The sequence below is a fragment of the Micrococcoides hystricis genome, from assembly GCF_042434215.1.
GTDB lineage: Bacteria > Actinomycetota > Actinomycetes > Actinomycetales > Micrococcaceae > Micrococcoides > Micrococcoides hystricis.
Genome location: NZ_JBHLUB010000028.1, coordinates 1 through 18530 on the forward strand (window position 1 = coordinate 1; position 18530 = coordinate 18530).

The window sequence follows — 18530 nt, forward strand, 5'->3', positions numbered from 1 at the left end:
ACCGCACACCAGCCGAAGTCGAGACCGACTACTGGCAGCAACACCAGCTGTCAGCAACAATAGAAATCAGGGTAAACGCCTAGGAAGAAAACCCGGACCATTTCAGTGCGAAGAACGCGCTATTGAGGTCTTCTTGCGTTGCCTGACCGATGCCGGCTTGTTTTTCCATATCAAGGTGCATTGCAGAACCGCCCATGATCGTAAACCAAGCGAAGAAAAAGAAGCTAGGGACGAGCATGACACCCGCAACGAATTGACGAACCGTTCTTCCGCGAGAGATTTTTGCGAGGAAGATCCCGACAAATGCTGACCAGCTAAGCCACCAAGCCATCATGAAATAGGTCCACCACTGCATCCACTCCATGTCGGCGCTCGTCAATGGGGTCATGAGGGAGATCATCAAGAAATCAGAGGAGTATTGTCCCACTGAACGAACAAATAGGTTGGAAATGAATCCTGTAGGACCAAGCAGGAAGATGAAGAGCCCAAACAGGGTGGCAAGTGTCAGAGTGATCTGAGAGATATATCGAATGCCACGGCTAACTCCAGTTAGCGCAGAACCTGTGAATAGCAAAGTCACTACCGCAATGACCATAATCTGAATCGCCAACGTAGGCTCAATGCCGATGACAGTGTTGAGACCCTGACTAATTTGAGCAGCGCCCAAACCAAGAGATGTGGTGGTGCCGAACAATGTAGCCAGAATTGTCAGAATGTCGACGAGTTTTCCAGGCCATCCATCGACCGCTTTGCCAAGAACCGGACGCAACATCACAGAAACCAGTGCAGGGCGTCCTTTTCTGTGCGTTGAATATCCAATTGCTAGACCAAAGATCCCGAAGACGGCCCAAGCATGCATGCCCCAGTCCAGGTACGCAAACTCCAACGCGCGAATAGCAGCATCCATGGTTTCTGGTTCGGCTAAACCATGAGGTGGAGCGAGAAAATGTGACATGGGTTCAGCTACGCCGTAGCTGACTAATCCGATACCCATAACGGCAGCCAGAATCATCGCCAACCAAGAAAAAGTGCTGTATTCCGGTCGACACTCTTGGCTGCCTAATCGCAATTTACCGAACCTACTGATAGCCAACCAAGCCATCAAGAAGACACAGAGAAGTGGGACAACCAAATAAGACCAGCCGATAGTGCCAGCCACTGCGTTCATTGCACCACCCATTGCCTCACCTATCGCGGCAGGTGATAGGGCGGTAACGACAACGAATACTATGACAAGGCCGACTGAAACAAGAAAGACAGTACTTAGCTTTCTGCTACCTGAGGATGAATCATTCTGATCGTTCCTATCAAGGAGTACTTCGGGGCCTGAACGTATTTGGGACATTGGATCGGTTCCTGTCAATAGGCGACCTTGAGGTTTGGTCGTGTCTTATTTCGAACCCCAAGCATCGTCTTCTGCTAGGGATTGGTTTGGTTGGAGTCGCGAATTTTCTAATGGCGAAGCAAACTAGTCAGCGAATTCCGGCAAGGGCTCCAACCGCCCGCCGTCGTAGAACTTTCCAGCCTTATAAACGATTGGAGTCTTATCTGTGGAATTCGCGTGGGTTACTTTTCCAATGAAGAGCGTGTGGGTTTTAACTTGGACTCGCTCGACTACTTCAACCTCAAGAGCAGCGGCCGCTTGTGAAAGCAGCGGGCTACCTTTCGGGCCATGCTCCCAGTCGACGCCTTCAAACTTATTTTTGGACTTCGATGCAAATGAGGCGAGGACATCCGACTGATCTGTTGCGAGAATATTGATTCCAATATGGTCGGACTTAAACATCGATGGGTATGTCGATGAGGATTTCTGGACACAGACGATAACCAAGGGTGGGTCGAAAGACACAGAGGCGTAGGAGTTCACAGCAAGACCACGCGGGACATCACCATCGAGCGTCGTAACGACCGTCACGCCGGTTACGAATTGTCGATTAAAGCTACGCACGTGGTCGTAGAAACGGCTATCGTCAGATTGAGTTCCGGTGTCTTGTTGATCGAGCTCGAACGCAGCGCGGAGAGAGTTGACTCCCAAATCTGCAAGCAGTTCACCGGCATCCCAAGTTACTTTTTCTTTGACGATCATTCCGTCTTGGATGGTCATGAGATTGGTCCCAGCCGTTTCAACCCTCCGGCCAGTCGGAGGTACGTCATTGAGCGGTTTCGAGAAGGTTCCGCTGGATTTCCAGAACACTGCAACGGAATCAGCGTCAACTAGGATCTTCTCGATAGAAGTCTTCAAATCTGGGAAGGCTTCCCGAATGATTCTGATTTCTTGTTTCAGATCCTCGTAGCTCATTTCTTGCTCTGAATTGGCGCCCTCGCGGGAGTAATCAGGTGCGACCAGCTTGTCAAAGTTGCTGAAATTGCCCTGATCCCAGGCGGCGGACCAGGCTTCTTGGATTTGGGTAACAATATTATGTTGCATGGTACAGAGCATAGATTTGTGACTGACATCTCGTCAAGGGGGCCACTCGTGAGCCGCTTTAGGTCATTTTTGTGAGTTGCTTGACACAACCTTGTATGGAACATAGCCTCATAGTCATGTCAGCGATTCCCCCAAGCCAAGACACTCGAGCCGAGTCGTTAGCAAACGCTCCGCTCATCGAGCGAGTCCGTCATTTCGTGCTTTACGGAGGCCACCCAGTGGAAGCTTCGTTATCTGAGTTGGCCCTCTCGCAGAGATTTAGTGTCAGCAGGACTCCGATCCGCGAGGTGCTCAAACAACTTGAGAATGAAGGATTGGTGGAGGTTCGTCCGAAAGTTGGAACTTTCATTAAGGTTCCAACACGGAGTGAGATAGTTGATCTATTCCAGTTGAAAGAATCGATGGAAGGTCTGGGCGCGTCACTCATGGCGCGTTCTCCGAGTAAATCCGCGCTAGACACGCTGAAGCGGAATGTCGATGCCTCACGACGCATTGTGTCCACGAATGAAGCATCCGTGTACGCGAATCTAGTTCATGAATTCCACTGGACGATCATTCTGGACTCAGGAAATTCAAAACTCGTTGACCATTATTCTCGCTTGATGAATCAACTGGCTTATCAGTCAATAGTCGTGGAAACCGTGAGTAACCCTGGGCGGCTTTCGACCTCGATTAATGAACATCAAAGCGTCTTGGAAGCAATCGAAGCCAAAGATTCGATCGAAGCTGAGCTTGCAATGAGGAATCATGTCCACGCATCGAGCAATGCTGCCCTGATGATGCCGGGGCTAGTGGAGCGAATGCGTAGAAACGGGTCTTAGCTCTCAGGCTGGAAGTTTATTCTGAAAGGATTTGTATGTCTGATGACCCCCTGCGCCCAAAAACGAATCTCTACGACAGCGATACACGCTACAACTACGAGAGAATCGCTCACCAAATTGGCGTAAGAAAAATAGTCACAATTGTCGATGAAACTTTTATCGAGGGAAAAACTGGTCTTCACACACCGGTGAAACAGGCGGCCGTCTCCATTGTGCTGAAGAACCCATGGGTAGGTGGAACTTCTGCTCAAGACCTTCAACCTGAGACGGAGAGAATCGCGCCCATAATCGCCAAGATCGCGGTGGATCGATTAATCGCACACCTAGGTTCGGTTCAGGAAATCGAAGCGTTCGGTAAAGCGGCAATTGTTGGGCTAGACGGGGAGATAGAGCATGCCGGCGCTCTCATCCATACTCCGTTTTTCGGCAACATCGTTCGAGAACTTCTAGAAGGTTCCTCAATCATGTGTTTTTCAGACCAGAGGTCCGCCCCGGGTACTCAAATTCGTATTCCGATGTGGCACAAGTCAGCAGCGGCAACTCGCAGCTACTACCAGTCCATGTCGGTTGAAATAGCCGATTCACCCCAAAGAGATGAACTCGTGATCATCGTGGCTAGCTCTAACGGGCCACGACCGAATCACAGAATTGGTGATCGAACTACCGATCAACCCGTAACAAAAGAGCTACTGAAAGGAATTGAACTGTGAATGTTCGCAAAATTGTGACCCACGTTGAAGATGTACTGATCGAAGGCGGACGCCAGGTTGACCCAGTGACAAGAGTTGCTTTCGTTGGAGCGGTAATCCCGAACCCGTGGGCGGGTCAAGGATTCGTAGAAGACTTGTCGCACGGGATTGACTCGGTTGCCTCAGATCTAGGTGCGTTGTTAGCCTCTCGTGTTATCGAAGCCCTCGAAACCGAATTGGAGGCTTACGGGAAGGCTGCCATCGTAGGGCTGAATGGAGAAATTGAGCATGGTTCCGCTCTTATTCACACGTTGAAATTTGGTGATCACTTCCGTCAGGCTGCCAAGGCCACAACCTTGCTTCCAGCCGTCGAGAAACGGTCCGCTGCCGGACGCCCATTCGATGTCCCACTGAAGCATTTCACAGATGCAACTATTCGTTCCCACCACCAGAGTATCGAACTGTGTTTCGCGGACATTCCGCATCCTGATGAAATCCTGATCGGATTAGCTGCAGCATCTCACGGACGCCCTCAACAACGGCTAGCGCCTTTGTCGACTGAGCAGTGACCTGAAGCCATGGTCTCAACGAATCCAGAGGTGGTGCCTCAAGCTAACGAGGGTAAACCTCTCGTTTTCTTGCACGGAGTTGGACTCGACCGATCTATGTGGCGGGAGGTGGAGCTCGGTATTAAGAATCCGACCCTGAGCTTGGACTTACCCGGTCATGGAAACCAACCTCCTTTGACGCTAAGTTCTTCACTCGAAGAGTTGGCTAAAGATGTCAAAGCGAGGATTCCCTACGACAACTATTATCTGGTTGGTTTTTCTCTGGGTGCATTAGTTGCTCAACAAATCGCAAGTAGTTCTGACAATGGGGTATGCGGACTGGTCTCTGTTAGTTCAGTCTGTAACCGAACAGAGTCGGAGAAGACTGCGGTGCGTGAGCGCTTGGCAACTGCAGAACGAGACTTCGAAAGCAGTATTGAGGCTTCGATTGACAGGTGGTATCCCCAAGGAAGTTCCGTAGCTCCGTCCATCGTCGAAGCAACACGAGAAACTCTGAGACGCAATAACGTTGAATCGTTTCTCCATGCTTACCGAGTTTTTGCAACTGGAGATGCTGAAGTATTCAATCAGCTTTCCCAGATCAAGGTTCCTGTCCTTGCCGTGACAGGGGAACAAGATCCAGGTTCCTCGCCTGCTATGACACATAGGCTTGTCGCTGCGTTGCCGAATGCAGAAGCGGTAATTGTGCCGAATGCAAGGCATATGTTCCCAGTAACGCACCCTAACGTTCTTATCGAATTAGTTGAATCCTTTATTTCTAAGGTGGAGAGCACACCATGACACTTCGTCTTGATCACTACATCAATGGCAAATACGAACGACCCGCTGCAGAGGAGTATTTCGAAAGCTACAACCCTGCAACTTTGGAATTGCTTTACGAGGCCGCACGCGGCGACAAAGATGACGTTGAGAAAGCAGTAGACGCAGCAAGCATGGCCTTCAAATCGGCGTCTTGGAAAAATCTTTCAGCAACTCAACGGGGACACTTGCTACGACGTCTCGGTGACTTGGTAGTTCAACATGCCGACGAACTGGCCATGTTGGAAAGTCAGGACAACGGCAAATTGCTCAGAGAAATGAAAGGGCAGCTACAGACGCTTCCAGAGTATCTTTACTATTACGCGGGACTAGCTGACAAAGTACAGGGAGCGGTAGTCCCCAGCTCGAACATCGCCATAGTGAACTTTACGGAACGGGAGCCACTAGGCGTAGTAGGGGCGATCACCCCCTGGAACTCACCTCTGACCTTGACTGTTTCCAAGCTTGCTCCCGCATTGGCTGCAGGCAACACATTGGTCATCAAACCAAGCGAATATACCTCGCGGACAGTGCTTCGCTTGGCGGAATTGGCAACAGAAGCGGGTTTCCCTCAGGGCGTCATTAACGTAGTCACGGGTTATGGAGCTGAGGCTGGTGCAGCCTTAGTGGAATCAAGAGAACTAGCAAAAATCTCCTTTACCGGTTCCACTCAGACAGGGTCACGTATTGCCTCTCAAACCGCCGCGCGCTTCGTAGGAAGCACCCTCGAACTCGGCGGGAAGAGCCCCAATATCGTATTTGAGGATGCAAATATTCATAACGCATCTATGGGAGTTGTCGCGGGCATATTCGCTGCAGCAGGACAAACTTGCATCGCTGGTAGCCGTGTCTTTGCTCACCGATCTGTGTATGAAGAACTGGTGGACAAGGTAAGCGAGCGCGCCCAGACAATTAAGATTGGGAATCCTCTCGAAGAGACAACTGAACTTGGACCACTTGCCTTCCAAGACCAGCTTGAAAAAGTTGAATCATATGTGAATATCGGCCGTGAGGAAGGTGCGACCGTGGTAACCGGTGGTACCAGACCGGATACTGAATTGCCTGGCTATTTCTTCAGCCCGACTGTGCTGACTGATGTCAACAACGACATGAAAGTTGTGCGTGAAGAGATCTTCGGGCCAGTTGCGGCAATCATGCCTTTTGATACAGAGGAAGAAGTACTCGCACTCGCTAATGACACAGAGTATGGCCTGGCGGCGGGAGTTTGGACGCAGAATCTTGCCAGAGCTCACCGGATGGCGAAGAAGCTGGAAGCAGGGACCATTTGGGTAAATACCTATAGAGCAATGTCGCCCATGTCTCCACGGCAGGGATTTAAGTCTTCCGGCGTTGGTATCGAACATGGCATCGAGTCTATGTATGAGTACACCCGGCTTAAGAGCATCTGGATTAATACCGATGAAGATGCGGTGGCCGATCCGTTTGTAATGCGTAGCTAAGAAAGAAATAACTCATGCCACTTTTTGATATCTCAATCGCCAAGGGCCGTACCCGAGAAGAGCTAAGAAACCTCATCAGCGCTGTCCACCGAGCAGCGGAAGAGACGGTAAATGCTACGCCGGAAAATACCACCGTCATCATTCGTGAAGTTGAGCCTGAAAACTGGTCTAAAGCCAATCAGACTATTGCAGAACGTAACCAGGCAAAGAGTTAAGGAGTAGTCATGGATTTCTCACTATTTATACACATGGAACGGTGGGATGATGAAATCACTCACCAACAAGCTTGGGAGAACTTAGTCGAACTCACCCTCATGGCTGAAGCTGGGGGATTTCGAACCGTTTGGATTGGTGAGCACCACTCAATGGAGTACACAATTTCTCCCAATCCGATGAGTCAGTTGGCCTATTTGGCGGGGAAAACTGAAAAAATTCGGCTTGGTGCTGGAACCATTATCGCTCCGTTCTGGAATCCTCTACGTGCAGCGGGAGAAGGTCCACTATTAGACGTCATTTCTGGTGGACGAGCGGAGATGGGAGTCGCACGAGGTGCCTACCAGTTTGAGTTTGACCGGATGGCGGATGGTCTGCCTGCCACAGATGGCGGACAGCATTTGAGGGAACTCGTGCCGGCCATGAAGAAGCTGTGGGAAGGCGACTATGCTCACGAGGGGAAGATCTGGAAATTCCCAGTTTCTACGAGTGTGCCGAAGCCAGTTCAAACACCTGGACCACCTGTATGGGTGGCTGCACGTGACATCAATTCTCATGAATTTGCTGTTGAGAATGGTTGCAATGTAATGGTGACACCGTTGATGAAAGATGACGACGAAGTCGTCGATCTATTGAGTAAGTTCAATTCGGCGGTTGACAAGTTTAAACCTGCTGACAAACCAAAAATCATGGTGCTGCGCCACACTTTCGTCCATGATGAAAATGCCCCTGACCATTGGAAGGTTGGAGCTGCTGGTGTCAACAAGTTCTATCGCACTTTTGACGCATGGTTCGGAAACAAGACCGATCCAGTCAACGGATTCCTAGAACCGAGCCCGGAATCAAAATTCGCTGACAGGCCGGAATTTTCGCTCGACTCGTTGCGCCGGAGTGCCATGATTGGAACTCCAAGCGAAGTCATCGAACGAGTGCGACAGTACAAGGAATGGGGAGTCGATGAATATAGCTTCTGGTGCGACAACAGCCTGTCTCATGAGGAAAAGAAGCAGTCACTAAAGCTGTTTATCGATGAGGTCGTCCCTGCCATCAACAAATAGAAATTCAAAGGCTAAGTGTGCCGCTCGAAGATATTTCTTCGGGTGGCACACTGTCTGTAACAGGGCGAAGAACCTGTTTCCATTGGAAATGCTATGGGTGGTTCTTATTTGGAACTAATCCCTCTGCGGTAAGAACCCACGATGTGGGTGTCTACCATCCCAATTGCTTCCATCATGGCGAAAATCAGGGTCGGTCCCACGAAGGTGAAACCGCGCTTCTTTAGCTCCTTGGCCAAAGCGATGGACTCCGCTGACTGGCTAGGCACTTCGGCGGCCGTGCGCGGTGCGAATTCCTGCTCGGGCCGGTAACTCCAGATCAACTCAGCCAGACCCGCATTGTCTCTAAGCTTGATGGTCGCAGCTGCGTTCTGCACCACCGCATTAATCTTGCGCCGGTTCCGAATCATGGTTGGATCCGCCAAGAGAGCTTCTATTTCATCTTCATCCATGCCGACGACCTTGTCCGGCACGAAGTTGTGAAACGCGGTCCGAAGTCTGTCCCGCCGACGCAAAACCGTCAGCCACGACAGGCCAGCTTGAAATCCTTCAAGACTGAGTCGTTCAAACAACCCTTGTTCGTCCCTGACGGGCACGCCCCATTCCTGATCGTAGTAATCCAGCAGGAGCGGGTCCGCAAGAGCCCAAGCCGAGCGGAGTTTCCCATCCGGTCCTGGCTGCAAGTCTGGGGGGTTCGAAGCTCGAGTTTCCATGTGTCGATCATAGAGACGTTCGGACACCTGCAAAATAGCCGAGGTAAGCGGCAGGCTGATCTGGGGTGCAACGGTTGCCTGTGGAGGAAGTGGCTCGGGCAGCTTCAGTGTCTTAGTGTGGAAGCCATGGGATCTAAGTCACAACGTGAACGCATGGAAGCTGGCGAGCTGTACAACGCCAACGATCCCGAGTTGCACCGCCTGACGGAGAATGCTCGGCTGATCTGTGGCGAATTCAACGAACACTACGCAGAGAACAGTATGGCCGCCCAAACCATTGTTGGCGAGCTCTTGGGTGGTTTTGGTGCCGACTCACATATCCGCGCCCCACTGTGTGTGGACTACGGTATCAACATCTTTGTGGGGGAGCGGACCTTCATCAACTTCAACTTGACCGCTTTGGATGTTGCCCGGATAGAGATTGGAAATGACTGCCAAATCGGGCCCAACGTCCAGTTGCTGACACCAACCCACCCGCTGGACCCGCAGCTGCGTTTGCAGAAGTTGGAGGCCGGCGAACCGATTGTGCTGGAAGACAATGTGTGGCTTGGCGGTGGGGTGATCGTCTGCCCAGGAGTGCGGATCGGTGAAAACTCGGTGATCGGCGCCGGTGCGGTGGTCCTGCATGACGTCCCACCAAACTCAGTGGCGGTCGGCAACCCGGCACGGGTGATCAAACGAACCGATGGGACCGTGCCGGAAGAGCTGGACTAGAACCGCTTACAGGTAGAGGCCGGTGACGATGTCAGCGGAGTCAGGTTCCGCGACGGCGTGGATGTCTCGTTCGCGCAGCAGAATGTAGCTTTGAGCGGAAATTTCGACTTCGTGACGGTCTTCGGGGTCGAAAAGAACCTTGTCGCCGTTGCTGACCTGTCGAACGTTCGGGCCGGTCGCGACCACATCTGCCCATGCAAGCCGCTTGCCCATCTGCGCGGTGGCGGGGATGACAATGCCGGAGGCGGAACGGCGTTCAGCGGCCTCATCATCGAGCTTGACCAAGATACGGTCATGCAGCATTTTCACCGGTAATGACTGTTCAATCTCATCCACGAGAACTAAGTGTAGCTGGCATGAAGACGGTAAGCTGGATATCAGGAACCTGAACCCGAAAGCGGAGAACATCTTCCTCATGGCAAAAAACCCAGTTTTTAACTCTAAAAACTTCAAATCACAACTCCAAACACAGCCACCTGCAGGCTACGGCACCACTCAACAGGGCTACGGCCAGCCGATGTCACCAGAGCAATTGCAGGACATGTACAACGCTCCGGCAGCCACTGCGGCCCAAACCGGTCGCGTTACCTACAGCGATGTCATTAACAAGACCCTGATCTCGCTGGCCCTCGTGCTGGCGGGTGCAGTGCTGGGTTGGAACGTTACCGGCCTGCTGCTGATCGGCATCGTCGCCGGCGTGGTCTTGGGTCTGGTCAACTCCTTTAAGAAGAAGCCATCCCCGCCACTGATCTTGGCCTACTCCTTCTCCCAAGGTGTGGTTCTGGGTGCCATCTCCGGCATCCTGGAGTACTACTACCCAGGTATCGCCATTCAGGCAGTGGTGGCCACGCTGTCCGTCTTCGCAGGTGTGTTGGCGCTGTTCAAGTCCGGCAAGATTCGGACCTCGCCAAAGCTGACGAAGATCTTCTACGCAGCCATGCTGGGTTACCTGCTCTTCTCCTTGGTGAACTTCGGTCTGGTGCTGTTCGGTGCCACCGATTCGATGTTCGGTTTGCGCTCTGGCTGGTTGGGTCTAGCGATCGGTCTGTTCGCTGTGGCGCTGGCTTCCTACTCGCTTGTGATGGACTTTGAAGACATCGCCCGCGCGGTGAACACGGGTGCTCCGAAGATCGTCGCATGGATCGGCGCTTTCGGCCTGACCGTTACCTTGGTCTGGTTGTACATCGAGATCATCCGGATCATCGCCATCCTGCGTGGCAGTGACTAACTAGATTCCCATGATGGATTCGTAAAGTGACCTAACGGTCGGAGAGGGCAGGGGAGACTCTGCCCTCTTCTTATTTTGTAGCGGAAAGTGATACAGAAACGTGCGAAATCTTTTCTCACCGGGAGCCCGTCAACCCAACCCGGACCGGCGTCCGCTGGCGCAGCGAACCGATGACCAAGCCTTCAAAGAGGTTCCTTACGGTCTACGCGTCGCCTCCGAATGGGGTCTTCGGTTCATCATCGTTGTGGTGGCTACAGGTGTGCTGCTGTGGCTCATGAGCTTCCTGACGCTGCTGATCATTCCGCTGATGGCAGCCGCGTTGCTGGCCACGCTGCTCTCCCCGCTACATCACCGGATGCGTTCGTGGGGCGTGCCCAATGGGTTGTCCGTCCTGATCACTATTTTGGCCTTCCTCGGGTTCCTAGCCGGCTCCATTGCCATGGTGGGCCAGCAGCTGGTGACTGGTTTCGCTGAGATGTGGGGGCAGGTCGTCGACGGCTGGAACAAGATCATGATCTGGTTGGCCGATGGCCCATTGCATGTCTCATCTGCCCAGATCGAAAACGCTATTAGCGACTTTTTCGAAGTCATCCAATCCAACTCCAACACCATCATTTCCGGTGCCATGAGCTTTGGCTCCACCGCCGGAAACTTTGCCGCCGGAAGCATCTTGGCGCTTTTCGCACTGGTGTTCTTCCTCCTGGACGGCAAGGGCATCTGGCGGTTCCTGCTGAACTTCACGCCCCGCCGCGACCGACAAGCCATTGAGGGCGCTGGCTACGCGGGATGGGATTCGCTGGGCTCATACGTGCGCGTGCAGGTCTTCGTGGCTGCCGTGGACGCCGTGGGTATCGGTTTGGGTGCGCTGTTGCTTGGCGTTCCGTTTGCCTTGCCGCTGGGCGTGTTGGTCTTCCTAGGTTCCTTCATTCCGATCGTCGGTGCAGTGCTGACCGGCGCGATCGCAGTACTGCTGGCACTGATCGCCAACGGATGGCTCAATGCCTTGATCATGCTGGGTGTCGTCTTGCTTGTGCAGCAGGTTGAATCCAACATTCTGCAGCCACTGGTCATGGGTAAAGCCGTCCAATTGCACCCACTGGCAGTTGTGCTGGCCGTGACCGGCGGAACCACGCTAGCCGGTATCGTCGGTGCGGTCTTCGCAGTGCCACTGCTGGCCTTGGTCAATCGGATGGTCCAGTACTTAGCCAAACGGGAATGGATCTCTGATCCCCGAATACAACCGGCGACACAGATCCCGTCCGTCAGACCCTAACTGGCGAGGCCTTTTTCAGGCGCATGGTCGCTGGTGCCGGAGTAACGGCGGCGCATCGAGAACGGAAGCGACGTAAACTAGATCAAGACCCCACGTAGAAGGCTGACCACATCGATGAGTACCGACCAAACCATGTCCACAACCGCCCTGACCTCTAAGGTGACCCTGGCTGATATTGAATCCGCGGCCAAACTCTTAGACGGCGTGATTGTGAAGACCCCGGTCGATCACTCGCGGGCACTCGGTCGCCTAACCGGTTCCTCGGTGTATCTGAAATGCGAGAACCTGCAGCGTGCCGGGTCCTTCAAGGTGCGCGGCGCTTACGTTCGGATGGCGCGCCTCTCGGATGAAGAGAAGGCCTGCGGTGTGGTCGCCGCATCTGCTGGCAACCACGCCCAAGGCGTTGCCCTTGCCGCCTCCAAACTCGGTATTAAGGCCCGCATCTACATGCCATTGGGCGTCGCGTTGCCGAAGCTGGCCGCCACCAAAGACCACGGTGCGGAAGTTGTGCTCCACGGCGAAAACGTGGATGAGGCGTTGGCCGAAGCGCAACGCTATGCAGAAGAATCTGGCGCGATCTTCATTCACCCCTTCGACAACCCCGATGTGATCGCCGGTCAAGGCACGATTGGGCTCGAAATTCTTGAGCAACTTCCTGAAGTCGACACCATCGTCATGGGTGTCGGGGGCGGCGGATTGCTGTCCGGTGTTGCCACCGCGGTCAAGGCCAGAGCCAAACAAATGGGCCGGGACATCAAGGTCATCGGTGTGCAGGCAGAAAACGCCGCAGCATACCCGCCCTCGCTCGCCGCAGATGCCGTGGTGCCGCTGGATCGAGTCTCCACCATCGCGGACGGCATTGCCGTGGGAAAACCAGGGGCATTGCCCTTCAAGATCATCCGAGAGCTGGTTGATGAAGTCGTCACGGTTTCTGAAGACGGCCTAGCCCAAGCCCTGATCTTCTTGCTCGAACGCTCCAAAATGGTCGTCGAGCCCGCCGGTGCCTCCGGCGTGGCCGCCTTGTTGGAGAACAAACTCAAAGAAATCGGTATCGAGTCCAAGAACACCGTCGTGGTGCTCTCCGGCGGTAACATCGACCCGATGCTGATGCTCAAAGTCATTCAGCGTGGTCTCTCCGCCGCCAGTAGGTTCCTCACCGTGAAGATCATGCTGCATGACCGCGCCGGTGAGCTGGCGACCATCTCCCGTATCATCGCCGAAGCCGACGCGAACGTCACCGGTGTGGATCACACCCGCATTGGCGGTTCGCTGTCCATGGGGGACGTGTCCATCACGATCGACATGGAGACTAAGGGCGAAGAGCATTCCGAAGAAGTACTCAACGCGCTGCGCTCCGCCGGTTATCAGCCGATTACGGTCAACTAGCCATGAAACTCAGTGCCTTCGCCGACGTTTGCCTCAGAGTCATGATGTTCACGGGCGCTGAGAACCGGGAGTCGGGCGCTCAGGCACTGACCACCACGCAAGAGCTGGCCGATGCTATCCAAGTCCCTTACAACCACGTGGCCAAAGCGGTGCTGCAGTTGCGCAAACTCGGGGTGCTGGAAGTAACTCGCGGACGCAGCGGGGGAACACGGATCTCCCCGGACGGGATGGACACCTCGGTGGGTGCGATCCTGAGACAACTGGACACTCGGGAGGACGTGGTCGACTGCGAGACCACGAATCACACCTGCCCGCTGGCTTCACGCTGCCGGTTACGCCGGGCCCTGCGGGACGCGCGGGAAGCGTTCTATGCGACGCTCGATCCGCTGACCGTGGCAGACCTTGTCGATGAGAGCCGCACATTCGTGCCGATGCCCACCATCCCCGAACAGAAATAGGGCCCAGTCTACACAGGGCTTTTCGCGCATAAAAAAGGTCTTCGTCGGTTTCTTCTGTGAAACCAACGAAGACCTTTTCTAGACGGGGAAGTCTTAGCCCTTGAAAGGCGTGACTTTGACGATCTCCACGGCGATATCTTTACCGTTTGGAGCCTCGTAGCTGAGCTTGTCACCCTCTTTGTGACCCTGAATCGCGGAACCGATTGGGGACTTCTCCGAATAAACGGTCAGATCCGAATCGCCGGCGATCTCGCGATTGCCAAACAGGAAGGTCATTTCCTTGTTCGCAACCTTGGCGGTCACAACCATGCCCGGCTCGACCACGCCATCATCCTTCGGGGCATGCCCGACAGTGGCGGTTTCGAGCAGCTGGGTGAGCTCGCGAATACGTGCTTCAATCTTGCCCTGCTCATCCTTGGCTGCATGGTAGCCACCATTTTCTTTGAGGTCGCCCTCTTCACGGGCAGCCTCGATACGAGCAACAACTTCTGTGCGGGCCGGTCCACTCAGGTGCTCCAGTTCCGCGCTGAGGCGGTCGTAGGCTTCCTGAGTGAGCCAAGCGCCAGTGTGTTCCGATGTGGGTGACACGTGTACTCCTACAAAATAAAGGCCCCGCCGGAAGGTGCGAAACGAAGAGGCTCGCTTCCCGTCGGGGCAATGCCTTATTCGAACAATGCTACGGGTTTGATGATTCGCTTCACAAGTAAGCAGGGCTTGCTGAGTCGAACATGACTCGAAAAAAGCTCCGGAAAGGCCGTCCTAGCTGGTCGGGACGACCCAGCAGGAGTCGACAACGCCGGTGACTCCTTCTGAATCAGTCCGAAGCTCCATGACGTAATACCGATCCGCCGAGGTGGAGCGGCCGACTTCTGTCGCCCCAGTCACCGTTGACTGCGGAGAATCAGCCGTGTCTTTGGCCGTATCGGGGCCAATTGTGACGGTCTTCTGACCGACCACCGCATAAACCTCGTTCAAGACCTGGACGGCGCATTGGACGGTATCTGCTGGCTTTTTGGAAACCTGGAACTCAACTTTGGCTTCGGTCGGCGAAACAATCTGATAGCCAACTTCTTTGTAGGTGTACGGCTTCAAAAAACCAGCGAACGTGAACCACACGGAGACGGCGACGAGAACACCCAGCACGCCAGCAATCAGCCAGTTGCGCTGCTTCTTGGAGAGCTTAGAGAGCTTACCTTCTAGCGTCTTTGCTTTGCCGTAGCGGTCCGTAGGCTGGGGATCAGATTGTGGAGACATCGGTTTCTATTCTAGCCGGGCACGGGAATTTCTGCTTACCGGCACAAAGTTGAGATAATAGCAGGGCGCGTGTGCACCGCCATTACTTTTCTAGGGAGGATGAGAGCTCTGAGTCAGCTCCGTGAGGACTACACCGGGTACCGGTTGTTAGCGATTCATGCCCACCCTGACGATGAGTCGTCTAAGGGTGCAGCCATGATGGCTGATTACGCCGACCGGGGTGCCGACGTCATGGTCCTGAGCTGCACCGGCGGCGAACGTGGAGATGTGCTCAACGCTGAAGCCGCCTCCAACCCGAGAACCGAATGGGACTTGACCGGGGTGCGCTGGCAAGAAATGGCCGAAGCCACCGAGATCCTGGGTATTCACCACCGTTGGCTGGGCTTCGTAGACTCCGGTCTACCGGAAGGAGATCCCCTGCCGGCGCTACCGGCAGGCTCGTTCGCCACACTGCCTCTAGAGCAGGTCGCGGCACCGATTGTGAAACTCGTCCGGGATTTCAAACCCCACGTCATCATTTCCTACGACGAAATCGGCGGCTACCCGCACCCCGACCACATCCAAAGCCACAAGGTCTCGGTAGAAGCATTCACCAAGGCGGGGGACCCGAACGCTTACCCGGATGCCGGCGAGCCGTGGGAGCCGCTGAAGCTCTACTACGATCGGGCCTTCAACCCGGACAAATTCCTCACCCTCCACGAATACCTGCTCGAAAGCACAGGAGAATCTCCGTACACTTCGCGTATAGCCCGGTATGAGGAAGGCATCCGCACCAAAGCCGACTGGATGACCCATCACAAGGTCACCACACAGGTGAATTCGGCGCATCTGCTGGACCGTCGCGACGCTGCGCTGCGAGCCCACCGGACCCAAGTAGAACCTTACGGTTTCTTCTTCATGGTCAATAACGACATTCTGACCGAAAAATGGCCGTGGGAAGACTACGTCCTGATCGACTCTAAGGTCGACACCGAACTCCCCGAGACCTGTTTATTCGCCGGAATCACCCCGGCAGCGACCCTCTAAAATCAAGAAAGATTCACTCCGTGATTTTCACTCAATTCACCACCGACCTGCTGGTAGCCCTGTTCTTGGGCACCCGAGAATCCGAAATCGGACCGGGCATTGCAGGTTTCGTAGCAACCTTCGTCATGGTCGCCGCGACCATCTTCTTAATCCGTGACATGGCCAAACGCATTCGCCGTGTCCGCCACCGCGCCATGCTGGAACACGGCATCGAAGAGAACGCCTTCCCAGAAATGACCGTCGAAGAACAGCGCGCTAAGGCCGTCCACCCGGAAGAGAAACCAGAGAGCTAAATGAATCGTCTGAAGGAATCCGCGTCCGCCTACCTAAAACAACACGCCCAGGACCCTGTCCACTGGCAACAATGGGGCGCTGAAGCCTTCGACCAAGCTCGAGCCGAAAACAAGCCGGTCTTCATCTCGATCGGCTACGCCGCGTGCCATTGGTGTCACGTGATGGCTCGCGAATCCTTCCGAGATCTGGATGTGGCCCAGATCCTGAACGAACACTTTGTGTCCATCAAAGTTGACAGGGAAGAACACCCGCAGGTGGACGAACGATACATGTCCGCCACCCAACTCATGACGGGCCAAGGCGGGTGGCCGATGACCGTCTTCGCGCTGCCTGACGGGCAAGTGTTTTACGCCGGGACGTACTTCCCGCCCGAACCACGCAACAACCAACCCTCCTTCTCCCAGCTGCTCGCATCCATCATTCACGTGTGGGACAACCGTCGAGAACAGCTGGAAGAATCAGCCGCGAAAATCACGGCGGCCCTCAAAGAAGAGAACCAACTCAACCAGAACATCCTGACCGCAGAGCTGCCAGGACCCAACGTTGAAGAGCTTTTCGGCGAGAACTTGGGCTGGCAACAGCTGGCCCAGATCGTCCCGACACTGGCCAAGGGTGAAGAAAAAGAACACGGCGGCTTCGGTTCCGCCAACGGACCCAAGTTCCCACCCCACCCGGCGTTGAACTTTCTCAACACCTACACTGCTGCAGAGTTCGGCATTGACGAAGACGGCGACCAGACCCTAGCGCAGGCCTTCAGCGACGCCCGCAGCATCGCTAGCGGACTACAGCAACGCCTGCTTGATGCAATGGGCTCTGGCGCACTCTTTGACCACGGCAACGGTGGGTTCTTCCGCTACACCGTCGACGGAGCATGGCAGCTACCGCACTTCGAAAAGATGCTCTTCGACAACGCCTACCTCCTGCAGGCCTATGCCGAAGCTGCGCTTCGGTCCGATAACCACTTTTGGACGTGGATTACCCGCACCACGGCCGCCTGGTTGATCAAAGACCTCCAGCTAGCCCACGGCGGTTTCGCCTCCTCACTGGAAGCAGACTCCGAGGTAGCCGGCTACAAAGTCGAAGGCGGCTACTACATTTACAGCGACGAACAGCTGGCAGAAGCTATCGCTGCGCTGAACCTACCGGCTGAGCTCTTTGAAGTCCGTGCCGGTGTGCCCGTGCCGGAAGCAGCCAATTTCGCCAGCGAGCTGACTGGTGCCAAAACCCTTGCGCTGAAGTCGATCCCCGACCAGAATCAACTGACCCAGTGGGCCCAGTTGATGAAGCATCTGGCGGCAGAACGCGAAGATGACCCCACCTTCTTGCTGCCTGACCGCGATGAGAAAATCGTCGCAGCTTGGAACGGGCAAGCCATCATTGCCCTGACCCAGGCGCACCTCTTGGCCCCTGAAGATAGTTTCCTCCAGGCCGCAGCGGCGGCCGGAGACTACCTCTGGAACTCCCATGTGCTCGAAGACCGGCTGGCACGCACCAGCTTCGACGGCAGCGCCTCCGACGTTGAAGGGATCCTGGCAGATTACACCCAAACCATCCGAGCCTTCGCCGCCTTGTACCGCAGCACGGGAGACAACCAGTGGTTCAGTCGCGCCAGCAAGGTCGAAGAGCTGCTGAATGCTCGTCTGGTTGATGACTCCGTCATTCGTGAAGTCGCCTCCGGGGATGTGCAGGTCAAGCACCTTGGCGCCCTGATCGAAGGTGAATACTGGGCGAGCCCTCTAGATGACACCGAGCCATCCGGTGCCTCCAGATACGTGCTGGCACGCCATGAAATGAACGTGTTGCGCGGTGACAGTAGCGCCGAGGATGAGCACACCACTCGACTAATTTCGTTCGGTCTGACGTCCGGCACCCAAGTTCCCACCCACCTTGGCGGGATGCTGGAAGCAGCCGTGCACAAACTCAGGGCTCCGAAGACCCTGCTGATCCGTGACGTGGACGCCGCTGAACAGATTGCTGCTCAGCGCTGGGCCTGCACACACGGGTACGTGCCCATTGTTGTGACGGAGGCCGACCAAGCGGCGCCAGTTGCTCAACAAGCCGCTGCGGTTGAAGCCGGACCGCTGCTACTGCGGTGTACCGGCATGATGTGTTTAGCTCCGGTCAGCTCAGTATCGGAGCTAAACTGAGTCG

General features: G+C 54.8%; 21 protein-coding genes. 15 read left to right on the plus strand and 6 right to left on the minus strand.

Annotated features, from left to right (window positions below):
* Positions 1-79 precede the first annotated feature (79 nt).
* Positions 80-1345 (minus strand): BCCT family transporter, encoded by a 1266-nt coding sequence (locus ACFFFR_RS06285; RefSeq protein WP_377459021.1) that lies wholly within the window; start codon positions 1343-1345, stop codon positions 80-82.
* A gap of 123 nt (positions 1346-1468) precedes the next feature.
* Complete coding sequence (locus tag ACFFFR_RS06290) at positions 1469-2428, minus strand: flavin reductase (protein WP_377458822.1); 960 nt, start codon at positions 2426-2428, stop codon at positions 1469-1471.
* Positions 2429-2544: 116 nt separating this feature from the next.
* Between ACFFFR_RS06290 and ACFFFR_RS06295 the strand changes: the two genes are divergently transcribed.
* Genes ACFFFR_RS06295 through ACFFFR_RS06325 form a run of 7 tightly spaced genes read left to right on the plus strand, consistent with a single transcriptional unit; the run spans position 2545 to position 8036 of the window.
* Positions 2545-3249 (plus strand): GntR family transcriptional regulator, encoded by a 705-nt coding sequence (locus ACFFFR_RS06295; protein WP_377458823.1) that lies wholly within the window; start codon positions 2545-2547, stop codon positions 3247-3249.
* 35 nt (positions 3250-3284) lie between these two features.
* Positions 3285-3959, plus strand: coding sequence for an amino acid synthesis family protein (locus ACFFFR_RS06300; RefSeq protein WP_377458825.1), 675 nt, complete (start codon positions 3285-3287; stop codon positions 3957-3959).
* Positions 3956-4507 carry an amino acid synthesis family protein gene (locus tag ACFFFR_RS06305; RefSeq protein WP_377458827.1) on the plus strand — a complete coding sequence of 184 codons (552 nt, stop codon included), beginning with the start codon at positions 3956-3958 and terminating at the stop codon, positions 4505-4507. Before ACFFFR_RS06300 ends, ACFFFR_RS06305 begins: the two co-directional genes overlap by 4 nt.
* A gap of 9 nt (positions 4508-4516) precedes the next feature.
* Positions 4517-5287: an alpha/beta fold hydrolase gene (locus ACFFFR_RS06310; RefSeq protein WP_377458829.1), complete on the plus strand. Its 771-nt coding sequence runs from the start codon at positions 4517-4519 to the stop codon at positions 5285-5287.
* Entirely contained in the window at positions 5284-6765 is a 1482-nt protein-coding gene (locus ACFFFR_RS06315; RefSeq protein ID WP_377458831.1) for an aldehyde dehydrogenase, read from the plus strand. The genes ACFFFR_RS06310 and ACFFFR_RS06315 overlap by 4 nt, the downstream gene beginning before the upstream one ends.
* Before the next feature lie 14 nt (positions 6766-6779).
* The gene (locus ACFFFR_RS06320) at positions 6780-6980 is read left to right on the plus strand and encodes a tautomerase family protein (protein ID WP_377458833.1); all 201 of its coding nucleotides are present in this window, start codon (positions 6780-6782) and stop codon (positions 6978-6980) included.
* A 9-nt stretch (positions 6981-6989) separates the two neighbouring features.
* The gene (locus ACFFFR_RS06325; protein WP_377458834.1) at positions 6990-8036 is read left to right on the plus strand and encodes an LLM class flavin-dependent oxidoreductase; all 1047 of its coding nucleotides are present in this window, start codon (positions 6990-6992) and stop codon (positions 8034-8036) included.
* Positions 8037-8140: 104 nt separating this feature from the next.
* Here ACFFFR_RS06325 and ACFFFR_RS06330 read toward each other — a convergent pair whose 3' ends face one another.
* Positions 8141-8746 carry a DNA-3-methyladenine glycosylase I gene (locus tag ACFFFR_RS06330; protein WP_377458836.1) on the minus strand — a complete coding sequence of 202 codons (606 nt, stop codon included), beginning with the start codon at positions 8744-8746 and terminating at the stop codon, positions 8141-8143.
* Between the two features lie 126 nt (positions 8747-8872).
* On the opposite strand from ACFFFR_RS06330, the gene ACFFFR_RS06335 reads away from it, so the two are divergent.
* A complete protein-coding gene (locus ACFFFR_RS06335) occupies positions 8873-9460 on the plus strand; it encodes a sugar O-acetyltransferase (protein ID WP_377458838.1) in 588 nt (195 codons plus the stop codon).
* Positions 9461-9466: 6 nt separating this feature from the next.
* On the opposite strand, the gene ACFFFR_RS06340 is transcribed toward ACFFFR_RS06335, so the two are convergent.
* Positions 9467-9763 (minus strand): GroES family chaperonin, encoded by a 297-nt coding sequence (locus ACFFFR_RS06340; RefSeq protein WP_377459023.1) that lies wholly within the window; start codon positions 9761-9763, stop codon positions 9467-9469.
* A gap of 112 nt (positions 9764-9875) precedes the next feature.
* Here ACFFFR_RS06340 and ACFFFR_RS06345 point away from each other — a divergent pair, with 112 nt between their 5' ends.
* From ACFFFR_RS06345 to ACFFFR_RS06360, 4 genes are all read left to right on the plus strand, one after another.
* Positions 9876-10688, plus strand: a complete 813-nt coding sequence (locus ACFFFR_RS06345) for a Bax inhibitor-1/YccA family protein (protein ID WP_377458840.1) — start codon at positions 9876-9878, stop codon at positions 10686-10688.
* Between the two features lie 100 nt (positions 10689-10788).
* Positions 10789-11961, plus strand: coding sequence for an AI-2E family transporter (locus ACFFFR_RS06350; protein WP_377458842.1), 1173 nt, complete (start codon positions 10789-10791; stop codon positions 11959-11961).
* A 114-nt stretch (positions 11962-12075) separates the two neighbouring features.
* Complete coding sequence (ilvA, locus tag ACFFFR_RS06355) at positions 12076-13347, plus strand: threonine ammonia-lyase (RefSeq protein ID WP_377458844.1); 1272 nt, start codon at positions 12076-12078, stop codon at positions 13345-13347.
* Positions 13348-13349: 2 nt separating this feature from the next.
* Positions 13350-13805 (plus strand): RrF2 family transcriptional regulator, encoded by a 456-nt coding sequence (locus ACFFFR_RS06360; RefSeq protein WP_377458846.1) that lies wholly within the window; start codon positions 13350-13352, stop codon positions 13803-13805.
* Between the two features lie 93 nt (positions 13806-13898).
* On the opposite strand, the gene greA is transcribed toward ACFFFR_RS06360, so the two are convergent.
* Together greA and ACFFFR_RS06370 are read right to left on the minus strand one after the other, a co-directional pair.
* On the minus strand, positions 13899-14393 hold the full coding sequence (greA, locus tag ACFFFR_RS06365; protein ID WP_377458848.1) for a transcription elongation factor GreA: 495 nt from the start codon (positions 14391-14393) through the stop codon (positions 13899-13901).
* A 171-nt stretch (positions 14394-14564) separates the two neighbouring features.
* Positions 14565-15059: a DUF4307 domain-containing protein gene (locus tag ACFFFR_RS06370; protein WP_377458850.1), complete on the minus strand. Its 495-nt coding sequence runs from the start codon at positions 15057-15059 to the stop codon at positions 14565-14567.
* Positions 15060-15158: 99 nt separating this feature from the next.
* On the opposite strand from ACFFFR_RS06370, the gene mca reads away from it, so the two are divergent.
* Genes mca through ACFFFR_RS06385 form a run of 3 tightly spaced genes read left to right on the plus strand, consistent with a single transcriptional unit; the run spans position 15159 to position 18526 of the window.
* On the plus strand, positions 15159-16085 hold the full coding sequence (gene mca, locus ACFFFR_RS06375) for a mycothiol conjugate amidase Mca (RefSeq protein ID WP_377458852.1): 927 nt from the start codon (positions 15159-15161) through the stop codon (positions 16083-16085).
* 20 nt (positions 16086-16105) lie between these two features.
* Positions 16106-16378, plus strand: coding sequence for a hypothetical protein (locus tag ACFFFR_RS06380; RefSeq protein WP_377458854.1), 273 nt, complete (start codon positions 16106-16108; stop codon positions 16376-16378).
* Positions 16379-18526, plus strand: coding sequence for a thioredoxin domain-containing protein (locus tag ACFFFR_RS06385; protein WP_377458855.1), 2148 nt, complete (start codon positions 16379-16381; stop codon positions 18524-18526).
* Positions 18527-18530: the final 4 nt, after the last annotated feature.